Genomic DNA, 18,394 nt, shown 5'->3' with positions numbered 1-18,394 from the left:
ATTACGATCATGCGACAAGGTTTACCTGCATTACTACTAGCATTGTCTCTGTGCTTTATTCCTTTTGCGGTGTTAGCAACGGATAACGTTGCTACCGTAACAGTTCAGCAAGCAGATGATACGCTACAGTCCAAAAAAACAGAAATGGACGCTTCTGCCAAACAAGTAGCAGAGCAAAAAACAGCTATCAAAAAAGCTCAAGATGAACAAAGCCGACTTGAAAGGCAATCTGTTCAACTGAGCAAAAAGCTTGATCAGACAAAAAAAGCGCTCGATCGAGATTACAGTCGAGTCACTAATGAACCTGATTTCGACTTAAGACCAAGCCAAGGTGCTTATCAAAGCGCATGGGCAGATGTCAAAGCGAATCAACAGGTTCGTCTCGAATCCGAACAAAATTTGCAAGAGCTATACGCTGATCTGTCTCTTTTTGAAATCGATCAAAAAAGATTGAATGCCGATTTGGATAAGCTCGCGGACCAGAAAGTAAGGGCACGAATTGAGCGCTTGCGTAGAGAGCTTAAACAACAAGACGAGCTAAAAACCAGTTTCACTAATGTCTGTCAAGAAAACATGACCATTGCACAATGTGCAGACCAAACTAAAAATCTCGCCTTGCAAAAAGCAGTCGGCAAATATCAAAATCAACTCATTGCAAATACGACCGAGCAAAAGCTGATCAAACAACATTTAACCAATGTGTCGCTAAACATCCATGTAGTAGGACAAAAAACATCTAAAGATGGTTTTGCTGATGACAGTCGCTACCAAACCATCTTAGACGTCACCATGGAAGCGCGTCCTGCTAAGAACATTCCGTGTAAATTGTTGGATGTAGAGTCTCGTTACTGCTTTGATGAGAGCGCAAAGCCAAACAACGAACAGAAAAAAGAGGTTCAGTGGGTAACACTCACCATTCGTTCAAACCAGTATGAAGATAAAGTCGCGGTAGATAGTGTCCGTTATGGCAGTACACCTCTCGACATCATGTTACCTGTAGGCAACCATATGGTGACTGTTGAAAAAGAAGGATACCGATCTTTCCATCAAGAACTGAATGTAACGAGCGACCATACGTTAAGAGCTGTATTGCGAGAAAAAGAAAATGTTCCTCATTCAGGTCGAAAGTTTGCCGACGCATTACAGAACAAATCCAAAGCACCAGAAATGGTCGTTATTGGTTCAGGTCAATACCTCATCGGTGAGAACAGTGCTAAACAAGTAAACGTTAACAAAGCTTACGCCATGTCTGCAACACCAATAACGGTTGGTGAGTTTGAAACCTTTGTCAATTTTACAGGTTATCAAACCGACGCAGAGCTTAAGAAGATTTGCACAACGGTAGAAGAGTCTCAAATTGTACCAATTACAGATAGCTACTGGCGTAATCCAGGGTTTAAGCAGAAAGCAAACTCTCCTGCAGTATGTATCAGCCAGACAGATGCGATTTCCTACACTAAGTGGTTATCAAAGCAAACTGGATTTAAATATCGACTACCGAGCGAAACTGAGTGGGAAGTTGCAGCACTTGCTGGCAGTCAATCGCCCTACTGGTGGGGTAATTCATTCGGAGCAGGTCAGGCGAACACAGGATGGGGAGGTACTAAGTGGTCTAATACAAGTACGTCACCTGTTAAAACCTTTGCTCCTAATGGTTTTGGGCTCTATGACGTAGTTGGCAATGTTTGGGAGTGGACGAACGATTCAAGGGGTGTCACTAAGGGTGGGTCTTGGAGTTTCTCTCCAAATCAGGCCACAAGCCACAGCCAACTCTTTATTGCACCTAATACGGCATCAAATTACGTTGGTTTCCGGATACTGCGCCAACTTTAAAGAGACTCACTCTTAATAAGGGTAGATAACTTCAGAGAATCTCCCCTTATTAAGAGGAGATTCAAAAACACATTACCTAAGGGGCTAATCGATCAACTGACCACGAGATCTCATCTTGAGAAGCATCGCCACCTGAAGAACCATCCCTATCGTTTATAAAGATAAATCTATCGTGTAAACGGTGCTCACCACCTTGCCAGAACTCAATACTTTCAGGAACAATACGGAAACCTCCCCAGAAACTAGGAATAGGTATATCTCCGTTTGCAAATTTCTGTTTTAACTCCAAATATTTGCCTTCAAGTAGGCCACGTGCCGACAATCGACTACTCTGCTTACTAGCCCACGCCGCAATCTGACTCTCTTTAGGACGCGAAGAGAAGTATTTCATGTTCTCTAGTGCCGATAATTTGACCGCCGTCCCTGTAATATGAACCTGCCTCTCAATAGCATGCCAAGGGAAGTGAATACTCACTTTATCGTTCACCCCTATTTGATGTGCTTTACGGCTACCTAAGTTTGTATAGAAAACGAAACCATCATTACCGACATTTTTCAGTAACACAATACGTTGGAAAGGTTGACCATGCTCGTCTACCGTTGCGACAGTCATCGCAGTAGGATCAACCAATTCAGCTTTAACCGCTTGCTCTAACCATAGGTTAAACTGATCGATCGGATTTTTTTTCAAATCTTTTCGGCGTAAACCACCTTTAGTATATTCACGACGAATATCCTTCAGTTCCATATTATGTCCTCGATTAATTTTTACTAATTTTGCGCTTATCACACGATGAAAACAAGAATCTTCTCTTCTGGCTCAGCGAAATTTGAGAACACTCTTTGATAATCAAATAAATACTGAAATCCTTTACTCTATCAACAATTAAACTATGCTACTCCCTACTTGGATTCACTCTAACTATTTGAGTAAAAAAATAAAATTGTATTATTGCTTAACATTCTACCCAACAGCTAATAAAATCAATGTTAAATGTCGTTAAAATAACCACCCGTATTTTCCGTGTATTGCCAAGGAAAGCAGATGAGCAGTAAGAAGTTTAAGATGCTAAAAGATGCAGAGTTAGACTATGTGGATGACAAAACCGCCGCTTTGCTTCTAAACACACCAAGTAGTGCCCGAATACTTCTTTGGGTCATGGTGCTGTTTTTTATTGCCGCCATTGTATGGGCTTCTTGGGCTCAGCTAGACAAAGTCACCGTAGGACAAGGTAAGGTTATTCCGAGCTCTCAACTTCAGGTCGTACAGAACCTAGAGGGCGGGTTGGTAAAAAGCCTTTTAGTTCGAGAAGGTGAATCGGTAGTAGAAGGTCAACAACTCATCCTGATTGACGACACGCGATTTCGTTCTGACTTCAGAGAACGAGAACAACAAGTATCAAACTTAACCGCGAGTGTCTTGCAATTGTCTGCCTCAATCACCAGTGTACAAATTCAAGAAGAATTTGATAACTCTAACTGGGAAGATAGCGTAACCATTGATTTCGACAAGCTCGCCTTTCCGCCAATCATAACCGAATTACGACCTCTGTTAGCCAAGCGTCAACGTGCTGAATACCGACAAGACTTAGACAATCTAAATAATAAACTTTCCGTTATAGATCAACAAGTAAAACAAAAAGAACAAGAACTTATTGAGTTAAGAGCTAGGGCGAAAAACCTACAGACCAGTTATAACTTCGCCAAAAGAGAGTTAGATATAACCAAGCCTCTGGCCGATGAAGGCGTTGTTCCAAAAATTGAATTGCTTAAATTACAACGTCAACTTAACGATACTCGCAGAGAGCTTACCTCTACTCAGCTAAAAATCCCAAGTCTGACCTCTTCCGTTAGAGAGTCTATGTTGGGTAGGATTGACGCAGCATTGAAATTTCGTTCAGAACAGCAAGAAAAATTAAATCAGGCACAAGATAAATTATCAGCGCTGACGGAATCGACCATCGGCTTGGAAGACAAAGTCAACAGAACCGTCGTCGTGTCGCCGATAACAGGCACAATCAAGAAACTACACATCAATACTGTTGGTGGGGTTATTCAACCAGGTATGGATTTGGTAGAGATAGTACCAACAGAAGATACACTGTTGGTAGAAGCGAAAATTGCGCCACAGGACATCGCATTTTTACGACCAGGCTTACCTGCTATAGTTAAGTTTAGTGCCTATGACTTCACTCGTTATGGCGGTTTAGAAGGAACCTTAGAGCATATCAGCGCGGACACTATCCAAGACGAAGAAGGGAACAGCTTTTATATGGTAAAAATTAGAACAGATGACCATAAGTTTGGTACAGAGGCTGGCCTGCCTATTATTCCTGGGATGACAACTTCTGTCGATATTATTACCGGAAAACGCACCGTTTTAGACTATCTGTTAAAACCTATTCTAACAGCACAAAAAACCGCACTTAGGGAATAATGACCATCATGCCGTACGACACTCAGACAATAAGCAGTGAATAAGTAATCGTGAGAACCATTATTCCGCTATTAATATTGATGTTTTTTTCTATGACATCATCGGCTCTCAATACAGAAGAACAGCGTTGGGTTAACGCTGTTTCAAAAATATATGGAGCAAGAGCAGGAAAGCGGACAGAAACTTGGCGTTCCGAAATGGCTGCACTTAAAAATCAGTCTGAAAACAATAAGCTTACTGGTGTGAACAACTTTTTTAATCAACTTAACTTTGTGAATGATATCGATTTATGGGCCAAGAAGGATTATTGGGCCACACCACTCGAATTTATCGGCAGCAATGCAGGAGATTGCGAAGACTTCACCATCGCAAAATATTTTTCGTTACTAGAGCTGGGTGTTTCCGACAAAAAGCTACGGCTCGTTTACGTAAAAGCGATTGAATTGAATCAGTTTCATATGGTTCTAGCCTACTATGAAAAATCGAGTTCAGTTCCTGTAATCCTAGACAATATTAATCCAGTAATTAAGCCCGCTACCCAGAGGCGAGATTTACTGCCAATTTATAGTTTCAATGGTAAAAACCTATGGCTAATGAAGGAAAAAGCGAGCGGGCAATTAGCAGGTAACTCTTCTCGCTTAAGCTTATGGAATGATCTTCGCTCACGAAATAAGTCATTGAAACTTAATAAACCAAAACTAAATTACAATGAGTAACCACCATGACATTACATAAACAACTTGTCGCAGGTATGTTGGCTGTTTTCTTGTTACTAGTTGGCTCTGTCTTAGCGATAGAGTTTACGACAACGCGTAACTTTCTGATGCAACAACAGCGCTCAGAAATGAATAACACCATCAATACCGTTGGCCTTGCACTTGCTCCTTATCTTGAACAAAAAGATAGCGTTGCTGTGGAGTCCGTTATCAACGCTTTGTTTGACGGTAGCTCATACTCAATAGTGAAATTGACCTTCTTAGATACAGAAGAGGAGATAATTCGCTCCTACCCAGTAAAGGCTAATGGCGTACCCGATTGGTTTATTAATATGCATTTTTTGACCAAGCTCCATGACCGACGAGTCGTCACAAGTGGTTGGTTACAACTGGCCGAAATAGAGATAATTAGTCATCCCGGTGCCGCCTATGTGCAACTTTGGGGGGCGCTCAAAAACCTAGGTGTCGCATTTCTTGTCGCTTTCACTCTGGGTATGTTACTGATTTCTGCCATGCTAAAAAGAAGCCTACGTCCACTTTCGCTTATCATTATCAAGATGGAAGAAATTGCCCAGAATAAATTTGGTGAACCGCTTAAAAAACCGAAAACCAAAGACTTAGTTGCTGTCGTTAACGGTATAAACACGATGTCACTGCAAGTCGAAAAAAGCTTTAGGGCACAAGCGAAAGAAGCAGAGCAGCTACGAGAAAGGGCTTATATGGACCCGGTATCTCAATTGGGGAACCGATCCTTCTTTATGGGACAGCTCACTCAATGGCTGACTGAGTCTTCCAAAGGTGGTATAGCGCTATTACAAGCTAAGTTTATTAAAGATGCTTACGACGAGTCTGGTTATGAGGCTGGAGATACCCTAATAAGAGAGCTTGCCGATCATCTAAAACTCACCACACACTCTCCCGACGTAACTATTGCGAGAATTAGCACGGAAGAGTTCGCCTTCATTTTCCCTAATATTGAAAATGAAGAGTTGCATATGTTGGCCAAGAATATTGTTGATAATGTGCAAAGTGTGCGTGCAGATCCAACAGGCACAGCCCCTGTCGATATGGCTCTGGGCCTTGTATACAACGAGGTGAGCAAATCATCATCTGAGGTACTCTCTCTTGTTGATAACGCACTATCTCAAGCCGTGGCGCATCCAGAGAGAAATTATGCCATTGTCTCTGACGTAAATGACCAAATTTTACTAGGTAAACAACAGTGGAAGGAGTTGGTTGAAGAAGCCATCAGCAACCGCAATGTCGAATTCAAGTTTCAGTCAGCAAGCAGTAACGACGGTAAAACGTTCCACCGCGAAGTATTCTCCTCAATTGAAAAAGACGGTATTCGCTATACCGCGAACCAGTACCTGTTTGCTCTTGATCAACTCAACGCTGGCTACATATTTGACCAATTTGTCATTGAAACCATGATTGGCAACCTAGAAAACCGGATTATCAACGACACACTCGCAATCAACCTGACCGTAAGCAGTATTTCTGAGCCAAGCTTTATTCGCTGGCTAACCAAAATTCTTACCAAATTTCCTAATGCAGCCAAAAAACTCCATTTCGAAATACCCGAAATATGCTTTATCTCCCATCAACACCATACTGCATTACTTTGCCATGCCATTCGCAGTAGTGGTTCAGAGTTCGGTGTCGACAATTATGGGCGTCACTTCCACTCGCTCGATTACATCAATGAGTTTAGACCTAAGTACGTTAAGTTAGATTATCTCTATACCCATCAAATTGAAGATGAAAAACAACGCTATACATTAACGTCTATCTCTCGTACAGCGCATAATTTAGGTATAACAACTATCGCTTCTAGGGTAGAAACCAAGACTCAATTAGACTTCTTATCTGAGCACTTTATTGAAGTATTCCAAGGCTTTATTGTCGATAAATAACAAAAATTATATTTGAGGTCGCATTGAATGCGAGATCCACTATTAAATTCACTGATTTATGTCAGTCGCTATTATGGCTTAGCAAATTCACCAGATGCTCTTATCAACGGGTTACCGTTATCTGATGGTTTACTGACACCGTTTCTTTTACCTCGCTCTGCGGAACGTGCAGGATTGGTCGCAAAGGAGAACCGATCCCCTTTTAACGAGATCTCTGATCTAGTTCTACCGGCTATTCTCCTTCTCAAAGAAGGTGATGCATGCGTATTAGTCAGTATCAACAGTGACGATGGTGAGGCTGAAATAGTGACCTCTGACTCAGACATGATGCCCGTGTCCATTCCCGTGGAAGAGCTGAACCAACAGTATATTGGCCGATATTTCTTGGTGAAAAAACAGTTCAGATACGACGAGCGATCACCAGAGATATTGAAAACAAGAGATGGGCATTGGTTTTGGGGCACATTATTTGCGTCAAAACATATCTATAGAGATGTATTAATCGCTTCGATACTGGTCAACATGTTTGCCGTTGCGGCACCTATGTTTACTCGGCTCGTTTATGACAAAGTAGTGCCAAATTTAGCCTTTGAATCATTATGGGTTTTAGCTTCGGGTATCTTTGTTGTCTTCATTTTTGACTTTGTGCTCAAGCTACTTCGAAGTTATTTCATTGATGTGGCCGGAAAAAAATCAGATATACTCATTTCGTCAAAGCTGTACAGCAAAGTGTTGGGTATTCGTATGGAGTCGAAACCTCCGTCAGTAGGTGCCTTTGCCCGACACTTACAAGAGTTTGAATCTATTCGTGAATTTTTCACATCTGCAACGATGTCGGCTTTGATAGACTTGCCGTTTGCTCTGCTTTTTTTAGGCATTATTTGGTTATTAGCTGGAAACTTGGTCATCATCCCAATCGCAGGGGTCACCATTTTGATCATTCATTCTTTGATCATTCAGGGTCCGTTGAGAAAAAGTATTGAAGAGGGGTCTCGATTAGCCTCTCAGAAATACGCCAATCTAATCGAAAGCCTAGCAGGGCTTGAGTCCGTTAAGTTATTTGGTGCACAAAGTCAGTTTCAATATCGCTGGGAAGAGTCTGTTGCCCATATGGCAAACTGGAACATTAAAACCCGCAGAATTACCGACACTATCCAGAACATGGCGGGGTTTGTTCAGCAGTCTTGTAATATCGGAATGATCATCCTCGGCGTATATTTGATTGCTGATGGCGAGCTAACAATGGGCGGGTTAATTGCTGCCACTATGTTAAGTGGACGAGCAATTGGTCCACTCGTGCAACTGTCCCTTCTCTCGACTCGTTACAATCAAGCTAAGTCTTCAATGACCATCATCGAACAAGTCATGGCGATGCCCGACGAGCAAGAAGAAGGCAAGCGCTACATCCATAGACCGATAATTCAGGGTAAAATTGAACTTGATAAAGTGACCTTCCACTACCCAGACTCGACGATTGCGTCTATTCGGGATCTGAGCCTAACGATTCACCCCGGTGAGAAAGTGGCGATAATAGGTCGTATTGGTTCAGGCAAGACCACTCTAGAGCGCCTTATTATGGGCCTGTATCAACCCACAGAGGGGCATGTACGCATAGATGACACCGACATAGCTCAACTACATCATGTCGATGTACGGCGCAATATAGGCTGTGTACCTCAAGAAAGCGTCTTATTCTTTGGTTCGATAAGAGACAATATTACGTTAGGACAAACGCTCGTTGATGATAGAGAAGTTATGGATGCGGCTAATCGCGCTGGTGTGACTGTATTTACTCAGCAAGATCCTGCGGGCCTTGAAAGGCAAGTTGGTGAAGGAGGCTTGTTGTTATCTGGTGGACAACGACAATCTGTTTCAATTGCTCGGGCATTACTGGGTCGCCCTCCAGTACTTCTGATGGATGAACCAACAAGTGCCATGGATAATCGTACCGAGATGTATATTAAAAATCAGCTTGGGCAGATGAATAAAAATGAAACGCTCATTTTGATAACGCATAAAACCTCGATGCTGGATATTGTAGATCGAGTAATAGTGATGGAAAAAGGTTCTATCATCGCGGACGGTCCAAAACTTCAGGTATTAAAAGACCTTAAGCAAGGTAAAGTTAGAGCCGTAAGTTAAAGAAGCAGAGTAGCAAAACAAAGAGGAAGCGCAATGCTTCCTCTTTGTTCATTCATTATCTCGTATTGAAAGATTTAAAGTTCTTCGTCTTGTTCAACACCTTCAACCATTGTCCGACAATGAATCTTATTCCGATCATATGAAAATACGCTGACACCTTTGTCTTTTTTGGTCAAGTATGTGTCATCCCCATACTGAATTGAAACACGGGTAAAGACCTTGTTGGCTTTTATCGTATTTAGCTCCAATAACCTTTCAAGCTCAGATTCGGCGTTCTCTATTTTAATTTTAGTTTGTTCAATCAATACGTTGTTTTTTTTCTTTAGATTTTGAATCCCGACGATTTCTCGTTCTGAGCGTTCTTCCTTAGGCCTTTTCATCAACTCCATTTCTTGCCGAATCGCGTCCATGGTTTTGTCTTGCACAACTTTGTAACGTTCTCTCAGCTCGGCCAGACCCTGCTTATACTTATTATATTTAACGAAGGCCTGTATCGTTGTCGCGGTGTCACCTTCCACACCCAAATTGAAGCACTCTACTTTACCGCCCACTCGTGCAATACCGCCACTAAGCGTACCATGTTTGTTGTTCGCGTCTTTGACGGTTAGGTCACCCGTACACATCGTTGTGCAGCTCATACAGTAAAGCTCTAATTCAATGTTCCCCATCGCCTGAAGAAAAGCAAATTGACTATATTTTGATTTGATGTTCCCGTTTGTTTTAACAACACAGGCTTTATCTTCACCTTCGTCTACGGCGTGTCCAATAATACCCTTACCTACAATGATATCTTCTTGAGCTTGAACATCTGCTGATTCTATAAACCCACCAACGGTCACAGAACCAGTAGCACGAACGACCATTCCTGCCTCGATGTTTCCAGAAACAATCAAGCTACCTTTAAATTTGATATGACCAGTTGTAACATCAACATTTTTCAATATAAGAGAAGGATCAACGTCGATTGTCGACTCCCGAATAATTGGCATCCCTGACTGACTAGCACGCAGCAAGTTTGGGTTGTCCCTATCGATATTGGAGCCTTTACCTTCTTTCAATATTTTATCATTGCCGGCTTGAGGTGGAATGGAAACACCAACTACCGTATAACCTTGTTTGCCATTCGTCGCAGGGATGCGTTTCATTATCGCTTGATCTTGTTCAACAGTAATGGTTTCACCAAGGTCACGCATATCAACTTTATGGGTTTTATTGTCTTTTTCTTGGGGAGCCAGCACCCGAGTATTCGCGTCTTCAACCATAGGGACAAATTGCGCGTCTTTACCATTTACTGGTTGTAACCCTCGGGCGACTGGTTGTTCAACGACTTCACCCTTCGGCAAGTCAGTACTCAACGAAAGTATTTTCTTAAGCGCTAGCTTATTTATACCCTTCGTTACATGTGCATTAGCAAGCGCCTGCATGATCTCTACTGGGCTAATTTGTTTTCCCCCAAAAGGGCCAGTGACATGCATTGTCGCGAGCATGTCACTATCTGATAATTCAACTTTAGCTTCTGCATCTTTACGAAAGGCGACAGTAACGCCTTCAAACGCCGATTTTTTATTTTCTCTAGCAGCTCGCACAAATCGTCCAGCAGCTTCATCATCATAATAAAAGCTGCTAACTTCTAGCTCAGTTAAGACTTTTTCTAAGCCGTCAATACTAAACGTAGGCCCAACTTCCTCGCCTCGGGGCAGTTGAGCAATGACGCTGTTGGAGTCTTCAGATAATCGAGTTAACTCTTTCCACATTTTAGAACATAGCTCATTTCATTTGATATTAAGAGTTTATCTTAAAGTATGAGACACTTTGTCAAACTTTGCGAAAAACCCTGTTTGAATCACTTTTTTATTGACAATACAGATAAAAAATAAGATTTACAGTGTAAATCAAGCAACAGTTTACAGTGTAAATTAAAGCAATATGGCGGCACTCCGCCTAAAAAGTTGTTCGGATCGTTTTCTTCCATTAAGTGAGTAAATCGTCGCAATCTCATTCCATGATTTTTTTTGCAACAACTTAGACACCAATATTGGATGAACCTCTTTCGTGTCAATGTACTTTAACAACAACTTGGTCAATGGATAAACGACGTTCTCATATCCGCTACCGCCTTCAACATAAAACTGAACTAGACGAACTTGAGACGGACACACAGAAGCGGGTCTCATATTACACGAACGCAATAAATCCAAAACGAAAGAAGCAGATAATTGTTGAAACATTTCTGGTAGTAAGGCGATAAAATCTTGGTAAAAACGATCTTCAGCCTCCCCTAACCAGCTAGTTTCAGCATCAGAACTGAGCATCAATAAAGAATATGTACCACTAGCATGATCGAGACTAGAGCCCAAACGTACCGGGTAAAAACAATTTCTGATCCAAAAACGATACAACTCTGAGGTAACACCGAAACTAGTAGAAAGGTAATCAAAATGAATTTCGTTTTGAGACCTCAGGTCGCTCAGCATCTGGCTACCGATACCAGAGTGTTGAAACTCCTGTGCGACGGCGATGCGCATCACTCTTAAAGAGCGACAGACGGCGGCTTGTGAAAAACCCATTTGCCCCGCAAGTATAACCGGCGCTAAATGCCCTTTAGGTCTTCTAATTCCTTTCATCACACTTTGAATTAATTCGGGGCAAAGCTCACCTTCGACTTTTGCCACTATGCACCCAACAACATTGTCGCTACTCATTCGAACAAACAGGAAAATAGACTCATCATCCAATATCTGCATCATGTCATTTGGTGAGGTCTGATAATGAGCACTAACCAGTAAAGAAAAAATCTTTTTGAATAGAGTAGGGGAACTCAGTAACTGTTCCTTATTGATAATCGAACTCTGTGTCTGACCAATAAGGCGTTCAGCGCTTTTTGGATAAACTTCTGTGTTCAATAAAAATGTATCGAAAATCCATGCTTCAAGTGGGTCGCCTGTATTCCACCGTATTGGCTGATGAATATGACATTTATTCCAACCAGGTCGGTTCTCGTCAAGCCACTTGAAAAACTTAAGCGTAAATCCTCTACCACAACCTTCGTAACCGTGAATTGTCGAGGAGAACACAGTGCGATGATAGAGAGAAGTGATACGCAGTAACATCGAAACGGGTATCGCCGACGCCTCATCTACTAATACCAAATCGCATTCAATATTCGACCTGATTAATTCATCAGGAGAAACAAACTGAATGAAAGACTGGTTTGACGAAAGCGAATTTTTGCTCTCGTTAGTGATAGTCGTTAAATGTTGTTTAGCGTGAATAAACACAGGATCGACCGCTTTTCGGGAAGGTGCCGTAACAACGATACGGACATCTTTACTGTTGATCAGTTGCGCAGCGGCGATACCTAATGCCGAACTTTTTCCTCTGCCTCTATCAGCAGTAAGAATAAGTGGTCTCTTTCGATGCCCACTTATTACTTTTTTTATTAGTGATATCGCATTTTCTTGTTCATAGAACTGGCTTTCAAGAGCAGAAGGGTTTGAAAATATGGGTAACGAAGGCGTTTTTTTATGTTCAGATATTGTTATCGAGTCGACGAGAGCCGCCTCCAACCATCGACTCGACATGCAGTCATCTTTATTTGACAGCAAGAAGAACAAAATCCCACCATAGCGAAGCGCGCCAGAAGCAGCGGTAAAACTATTGGCGTCAAAGCCATCATTATCATCATAAATAAGGCATTCAACTTCTCTACCTAATAATTGACCACCTTGCTTAGCCGATAATAATTTGGCACCAGCTAATGCTTTTCCTCCCAACTTATAGCATAAATCTTGCGGACGACTAGAGAGATAACTTTCTAACAGTTCATCTTGCCAACAATCATCACCGTTAAGTCTTACTAAATAACGGTGCCCATTTGCTTGAGCTATAGCGGACAAAGATTTTAGATAGGATAGGGGAGAGGTCATTTGATAAACACCGGAGAGAAACAATACTTTATGTTATCACAGCAAAAAAAAAAAGCCGCTAGCGCGGCTTTATTGTCTTAATTTAATTTCGACTCGATGAACACTAGGATATCTTGCATGGCTTTATCATCTACTTTTTTAAGGTTTATCGCTAAATTACTGCCTTTACGCGTATACATGGCTCTCCCCTTTATCAACTCTTTCTTTGTAATAATCTCATGTTTTTTGGGTGCCAGTTCTTCGATCCAGCTTTCTATATGCTCTGTTACATCCTTGGTTAAGCGAGCGACCCCTTGAGCTTCGCTACGTTGCCACGCAAAACCTTCTTTAGACTTGCACTTATCGAGCAATGACTGTCGTCCATTCTCATCCAATTCGTTAAATTGCTTATGTAGTTTAACAATCGTCGGTCGCCCTAATTCACTCACATTAGGATACGCTTGTAATAACTCTAAAGGCAACGCAGCGGCTTTTAACGCGCCACTCACAAGTGCTTCACTGCATTGAAAAATTTCAGCCAAAGTTTTCTGATCATTGGCTTCGCCACTCTCCAACTTATTCAGCATCTCTTTGCCACGTTCATATAACGAAAGTGGCTTATGAGCGTTTGCAACATCAGAAAGAAACTTAGCGTGTTCTGGACCTATCGCCTCTGCCACATATATTAGGAAGTGTTTTTTTGCTAAAATACATGACATTCGACGACGACTACCGTCGAGTACTTCTATCTTGCCATCTTTAGTTTTGCGACCAACAGCTGGATATTGCTGACCACGTTCTTTTAACGTCACAAGAACATCGGATAAAGCATGTTCATTTAAGAATGACTGCTCACGTGCGTTTTGAGCAAATACGGTTGTTCGGCTTTCTATATCTTCAGCCGGAATCTGAACGAGCTCGAACTCGACCATTTCCTGACCAGCAACACTGAGCTCTATAGTTTGCGCTTTTTCCTTAGCCGCTGTCTGTGCTTCTTGAGGAGTTGTCGCGCGGCGCTTGTTGGCTTTGCCAAATAATTTCGCGTTTAACTCAGAAGTTTTTATCGCCATGGTTTATTACTCCTGATTAAGTGAGTTCCAGTTACTATGTAGTACACGCTCTAGTTCTAGAGCCGCTTTTTGTATTGAATCTTGAGCGTTATGAAGTGTTTTCTTACCACCTTCAAAATCACCAACGGTAAGATCAAATACCGTGCTGTACGTATCTGCACAAGTTTCGAACGCACGGCTCCTCGGTATGGTTGCCATCATTACCTGATCATTGAGAAGATAGTTCATCTCAGTTAATACAGACACCTGCTTTTTGTTATCATCTTCAAACATCGTAGGCATAAGTCTTACGAATTCTAAGCCTTTCCAATCATCAGGAAACATTTCATAAACCGTCGGTAGATGTTGAAAAAAGTTCACTGTCGATGCCCAATCCAACCGCTTAGCGGCGCAAGGTATCAGCAATGCATTAGATGCATACATCGCATTCCAAACAAGTGGATCAACGTGAGGTCCCGTATCGATCATAATAATATCGAAATCTTCAGAAATAGGATCAATAAGTTTTTCTTTAAGCAGACGAACAATATCTAAAGATTGGTTTTGCGACAAATGCTGCCAAGCTTCTGCATTAAACATCGCATCTTCAGGGAAAGCAGAAATAGTCTTTAGATTTGGGTATTGCGTGGGTAGCAAAACATTTTTATTGAGAAATTCTCGATCAACAACGGTATTATCCGGTACATTATCTAACATGATATCGACAGCTGAATATATGTTATCGTGATCTTCCATACTGATCTGAGGGTTCAAAAATAGCCTTAACGAACCTTGCGGATCCAAATCGATTAGGCAAATTCTATATCTCTTATCTATATTCAGCGCCAAACACGCCGCTAGGTGAACAGCGGTCATTGACTTACCTGTTCCCCCTTTCTGATTTTGCACATTAATAACCCAAGGTTTGTTGCTCAAGTTAGATTTGGACGCTCGCGTTAGTTTTCTCTCGTGAAACTTAGGTACACCTGCTGCATCCATCAGCATATGAGCTTCAGCCAAAGAAATGGAGTAATGATTCGCGTTATTCTTGGTAAACTGGTGACCAGCGGCTTCTAACTTGTTAATCGCATCATCTAGTTTTCTACGCGTCAGCCCTGACCGAGTTTCCATAAGCGCTTTCGACATTGGAGGAAAATGGTCCTCACTTCTTTCTTCAAGAACAATCTCTATTCTGTCTGCTTGAACTTGTTTCGTTTGTTCAGCTAACCTGTAGAGGTTTTCTATGGTTTGATCTCGTTTCATCGGCAATCATCCGTGCAAAATGGTTTGCAAATATTGTACAGGATTTTAGATCATAAACAATAAATAGCTGAACATTCATTTTAGAGCAATCTCACATTTATTAAGCAGAAATCTGCTGTAAAAGCCGACTAAATGCGATAAATAGGTGCAACATTAAACTATTTACTACTCCCAAATAAACTCAGATTAAAAGTGTTACCACGTCACGCATTTACAGTGTAAAAACATCTATTCTCCGGAACGATGTAAAATAGTCTTCAACTTACGGCTTTTGTCATATAGATAAACGAGTATTACCGACTTATAACCGAATACACCACATCCGGAACGATGATCAAGAAAGTACCTTGATCATCGTTTCGAGGAATTATTGAGGAGTGGAACGATGATCAAGGTAAAATACGACCGTATAAACATCGTTTTCGATCGTAACTAAACTGATCTGCGTTCGGATCAATGATCAAGCTATGTAAAACTCCGGAAGAATGTAACTAACCGTATAAGTTACGGAGATTGCTTATTCAATATAGGATAGAGACCACAACACCTTGCGAATATCAACCAGGCGAAACGGTCAATCTACAAATACGAACCTTGATCATCGTTTCGTTATTGACGTAGGTAACGCATTTTACTTATGTCTATTTTACTAATTGGTATAAGTAGTAAAGACTGGTTAGATAACCATCAAATAGAAAAATTCAACAACCTTGATCATTCTTCTGTACATTTAAAACTCGACTTTCGAGGCCAATTTAATAAATAGGTACACAGTAGAACCATTATTTTGTGGATAACCTGTATAAGAACGTTGATCATATTTCCGATCGAGTGATGATCATAGGTTCGACAAACCAATGATCATCGTTTCACAATACTTTGATCATACTTCTGAAGCTACGTTGATCATAGGTCTGCTGATTACATGATCATGCTTCTAGGCTCACGCAAATATTATCTTTTTATAAACAATAAGTTACAGGCAATTCAAGACTCGGATCATTAGATCATATAATCAATATAGATCACTTTAATCATTAAGATCATCTATTTAAATAACCATAAAAAAGCCTTTATTTATGATCTATTTTTCTTTATTCTTGTGGAACGATAGTAATATTACGGATAATGATTAGTGAACCCGAAAGTCAAACCAAATGACAAATTGCTCATAAAATTACCTAGAACTCATAAAGATGGGCATTTATTTGCCGTATCAGAGCATGCGGTTGATTGGATCGAACAATATCAGCACTTCAAAGGGGTCACTAGAAGCATCATTGAACTACTCAATCTTATCTCTTTAAGAAGCTTTTCGAGTAAAGATGGTTACGTTTCAACAACTGAGATTGTTGAAGCTACGGATCGACATTTAACGAGAGCGGCAATTCAACAAAGACTAAGAGCGGCAGTAAGTATTGGTTTATTTCAACAGATCCCCGTGAGATTTGAAGAAGGGTTAGCCGGTAAAACGATGCTTCATATATTCGTTAACCCAAGCCAGCTTGTATCCGTCTTGGGTGCAACAAGTTTAATGACAGAAAGTTCTAAACAGAATGAGAAACAAAAACGATCTAAAGCATTGGCTCAAACTCAAGTAAATAAACGTCTCTTAAGCGAATACGGCCTACAAACACCTCCAGCACTTAAAGATGAAGCGGATCAATTTATCGTATCTCCAGCAAACTGGGCTGGAATCATAGACCAAGCATTAGCACCACCTAGAACTCGAAAAAACTATCAAAAATCAATGGTTTCTATCTCTGGATCTCGAGCTATCATCGAAACACGGTCATCGAAAAACATCATGACTGTCGATGATCTTATGACGCTGTTCGCTCTGTTTACTCTCACGGTGCAGTACCATGAACATCACCAGGAAGAATACCAGATCAATATTAAGCAAGCCCCTAATAAAACCCCATTGTACATAACGGATATTCTTTCGATGCGTGGGAAGAAAGATAGTGGACCAGCTCGAGATTCTATCCGTGAAAGCATTGATCGAATAGAGTACACCGACTTTCAACTGCATGAGTTGGCAGGTCGTTGGCTTAGCGACAATATGCCGGAAGGCTTTAAAAGTGATCGATTTCGATTTTTAGCACGAACAATTACCGCGTCAGAGGAAGCACCTTCGGAAAATGCGGCGGGTGAAATAAAAATAAAGCCGAACCTTTATATCTTGGTGTGGGAACCTTCATTCTATGAAGAACTACTCACGAAAGATTACTTTTTCCTATTCCCACCTGAAATACTTAAGCAACACACATTGGTATTCCAACTCTATTCATATTTCCGTAGTCGCATGTCGAGAAGATATACGGATAGTATGCTGTTAAGTGAGTTGAATCAAAAGCTTGCGAGGAATATCGAATGGAGACGTTTTTCATCTGAACTTATTCGTGAGTTAAAGAAAATATCCGACGAAGAAAAAAATGACACCCATTTTACAGTGAACCTTTGGGGTTATCACTTAACGATCTCGATGATGGAAGCAAAAGGTAAGGTTTCAGACTATTTAGTTGATATTAAATGTGATGTAGAAGAAGTCTTGCGTTTCTCGCGTGCAAGAACGACCAACGCCGGGAAAAGGAATATGGCACCAACGCTCCCTAATCCATTGCGGAATGAAATGGTTTCAAAGCAAAAACTTGCAGAGTTGTCTGAAATAATCGATGGCGAGTTTGAACCAATTCAACGCAAAGAACGTCAGCCCAAAGGTAAATTAGGACGTCGAGTTAAAGTTCGAAAACACCTTGTAGAAGTGAATGCGGATGAACTAACGATAACTCTATCCAAATATACCTCTTCAGAAGCTCTAGAAAGAAGTATAACGGCTCTTTCTGCAATGACTGGTCATTCGCCATCATCAATTAAAGAAGAGTGTGAGGAGCTTATAGCTAAGCTTGATTGGCTTCGTGTTGCTGATGAAGTGGTGAGCTATCAAGTATTGAGTAAGACGATAGAACTGTATAATTCTCAGACTTCGTCGAAACATCTGTCTATCGAAAAGCTCATTTCTGCTTTGGCCGTGCGTAAAAAGGTTTGTAAATCCGTATTCGAAGGTCATATTGACGAAGAGGTATTTCGTACATTAGACGATGTCGCAATAGGTATTTGATTAACTTCG

11 protein-coding genes are annotated in these 18,394 nt (G+C 41.1%); 6 read left to right on the top strand and 5 right to left on the bottom strand.

Annotated elements, in window-relative coordinates; genetic code table 11:
* Window positions 1–9 precede the first annotated feature (9 nt).
* The gene (locus tag L3V77_RS20860) at window positions 10–1,833 is read left to right on the top strand and encodes an SUMF1/EgtB/PvdO family nonheme iron enzyme (protein ID WP_275138154.1); all 1,824 of its coding nucleotides are present in this window, start codon (window positions 10–12) and stop codon (window positions 1,831–1,833) included.
* Window positions 1,834–1,909: 76 nt separating this feature from the next.
* On the opposite strand, the gene pdxH is transcribed toward L3V77_RS20860, so the two are convergent.
* Window positions 1,910–2,581 carry a pyridoxamine 5'-phosphate oxidase gene (pdxH, locus tag L3V77_RS20855; RefSeq protein WP_275138153.1) on the bottom strand — a complete coding sequence of 224 codons (672 nt, stop codon included), beginning with the start codon at window positions 2,579–2,581 and terminating at the stop codon, window positions 1,910–1,912.
* 297 nt (window positions 2,582–2,878) lie between these two features.
* Between pdxH and L3V77_RS20850 the strand changes: the two genes are divergently transcribed.
* The 4 genes from L3V77_RS20850 to L3V77_RS20835 all read left to right on the top strand — a co-directional run bounded on the left by L3V77_RS20850 (window position 2,879) and on the right by L3V77_RS20835 (window position 9,044).
* A complete protein-coding gene (locus tag L3V77_RS20850; RefSeq protein ID WP_275138152.1) occupies window positions 2,879–4,270 on the top strand; it encodes an HlyD family type I secretion periplasmic adaptor subunit in 1,392 nt (463 codons plus the stop codon).
* An 80-nt stretch (window positions 4,271–4,350) separates the two neighbouring features.
* Window positions 4,351–4,986 carry a transglutaminase-like cysteine peptidase gene (locus L3V77_RS20845; RefSeq protein ID WP_342752115.1) on the top strand — a complete coding sequence of 212 codons (636 nt, stop codon included), beginning with the start codon at window positions 4,351–4,353 and terminating at the stop codon, window positions 4,984–4,986.
* Between the two features lie 5 nt (window positions 4,987–4,991).
* Entirely contained in the window at window positions 4,992–6,902 is a 1,911-nt protein-coding gene (locus L3V77_RS20840) for an EAL domain-containing protein (protein ID WP_275138150.1), read from the top strand.
* A 27-nt stretch (window positions 6,903–6,929) separates the two neighbouring features.
* Window positions 6,930–9,044 carry a type I secretion system permease/ATPase gene (locus L3V77_RS20835; RefSeq protein ID WP_275138149.1) on the top strand — a complete coding sequence of 705 codons (2,115 nt, stop codon included), beginning with the start codon at window positions 6,930–6,932 and terminating at the stop codon, window positions 9,042–9,044.
* 74 nt (window positions 9,045–9,118) lie between these two features.
* Here the strand turns inward: L3V77_RS20835 and L3V77_RS20830 are convergent, their stop codons facing one another.
* The 4 genes from L3V77_RS20830 to L3V77_RS20815 form a co-directional block, all read right to left on the bottom strand.
* Complete coding sequence (locus L3V77_RS20830; RefSeq protein ID WP_275138148.1) at window positions 9,119–10,798, bottom strand: FapA family protein; 1,680 nt, start codon at window positions 10,796–10,798, stop codon at window positions 9,119–9,121.
* Between the two features lie 162 nt (window positions 10,799–10,960).
* Window positions 10,961–12,970, bottom strand: a complete 2,010-nt coding sequence (locus L3V77_RS20825; protein WP_275138147.1) for a GNAT family N-acetyltransferase — start codon at window positions 12,968–12,970, stop codon at window positions 10,961–10,963.
* 77 nt (window positions 12,971–13,047) lie between these two features.
* Window positions 13,048–14,019, bottom strand: a complete 972-nt coding sequence (locus L3V77_RS20820; protein WP_275138146.1) for a ParB/RepB/Spo0J family partition protein — start codon at window positions 14,017–14,019, stop codon at window positions 13,048–13,050.
* Window positions 14,020–14,025: 6 nt separating this feature from the next.
* Window positions 14,026–15,261 (bottom strand): ParA family protein, encoded by a 1,236-nt coding sequence (locus L3V77_RS20815; RefSeq protein ID WP_275138145.1) that lies wholly within the window; start codon window positions 15,259–15,261, stop codon window positions 14,026–14,028.
* 1,135 nt (window positions 15,262–16,396) lie between these two features.
* Between L3V77_RS20815 and L3V77_RS20810 the strand changes: the two genes are divergently transcribed.
* On the top strand, window positions 16,397–18,385 hold the full coding sequence (locus L3V77_RS20810) for a replication initiator protein RctB domain-containing protein (protein ID WP_275138144.1): 1,989 nt from the start codon (window positions 16,397–16,399) through the stop codon (window positions 18,383–18,385).
* Window positions 18,386–18,394 lie beyond the last annotated feature (9 nt).

Origin of the sequence: Vibrio sp. DW001 (assembly GCF_029016285.1) — a bacterium.
Taxonomy (GTDB): Bacteria; Pseudomonadota; Gammaproteobacteria; order Enterobacterales; family Vibrionaceae; genus Vibrio.
This window is presented reverse-complemented; position numbering and strand designations above follow the sequence as displayed.

Excerpts from the sequence above, each read along its gene's own strand:
- L3V77_RS20820 (WP_275138146.1), bottom strand. The coding sequence starts at position 14,019 with ATGGCGATAAAAACTTCTGAGTTAAACGCGAAATTATTTGGCAAAGCC.
- L3V77_RS20825 (WP_275138147.1), bottom strand. The coding sequence starts at position 12,970 with ATGACCTCTCCCCTATCCTATCTAAAATCTTTGTCCGCTATAGCTCAA.
- L3V77_RS20850 (WP_275138152.1), top strand. The coding sequence starts at position 2,879 with ATGAGCAGTAAGAAGTTTAAGATGCTAAAAGATGCAGAGTTAGACTAT.
- L3V77_RS20845 (WP_342752115.1), top strand. The coding sequence starts at position 4,351 with ATGTTTTTTTCTATGACATCATCGGCTCTCAATACAGAAGAACAGCGT.
- L3V77_RS20835 (WP_275138149.1), top strand. The coding sequence starts at position 6,930 with ATGCGAGATCCACTATTAAATTCACTGATTTATGTCAGTCGCTATTAT.
- L3V77_RS20830 (WP_275138148.1), bottom strand. The coding sequence starts at position 10,798 with ATGTGGAAAGAGTTAACTCGATTATCTGAAGACTCCAACAGCGTCATT.
- L3V77_RS20860 (WP_275138154.1), top strand. The coding sequence starts at position 10 with ATGCGACAAGGTTTACCTGCATTACTACTAGCATTGTCTCTGTGCTTT.
- pdxH (WP_275138153.1), bottom strand. The coding sequence starts at position 2,581 with ATGGAACTGAAGGATATTCGTCGTGAATATACTAAAGGTGGTTTACGC.
- L3V77_RS20815 (WP_275138145.1), bottom strand. The coding sequence starts at position 15,261 with ATGAAACGAGATCAAACCATAGAAAACCTCTACAGGTTAGCTGAACAA.
- L3V77_RS20840 (WP_275138150.1), top strand. The coding sequence starts at position 4,992 with ATGACATTACATAAACAACTTGTCGCAGGTATGTTGGCTGTTTTCTTG.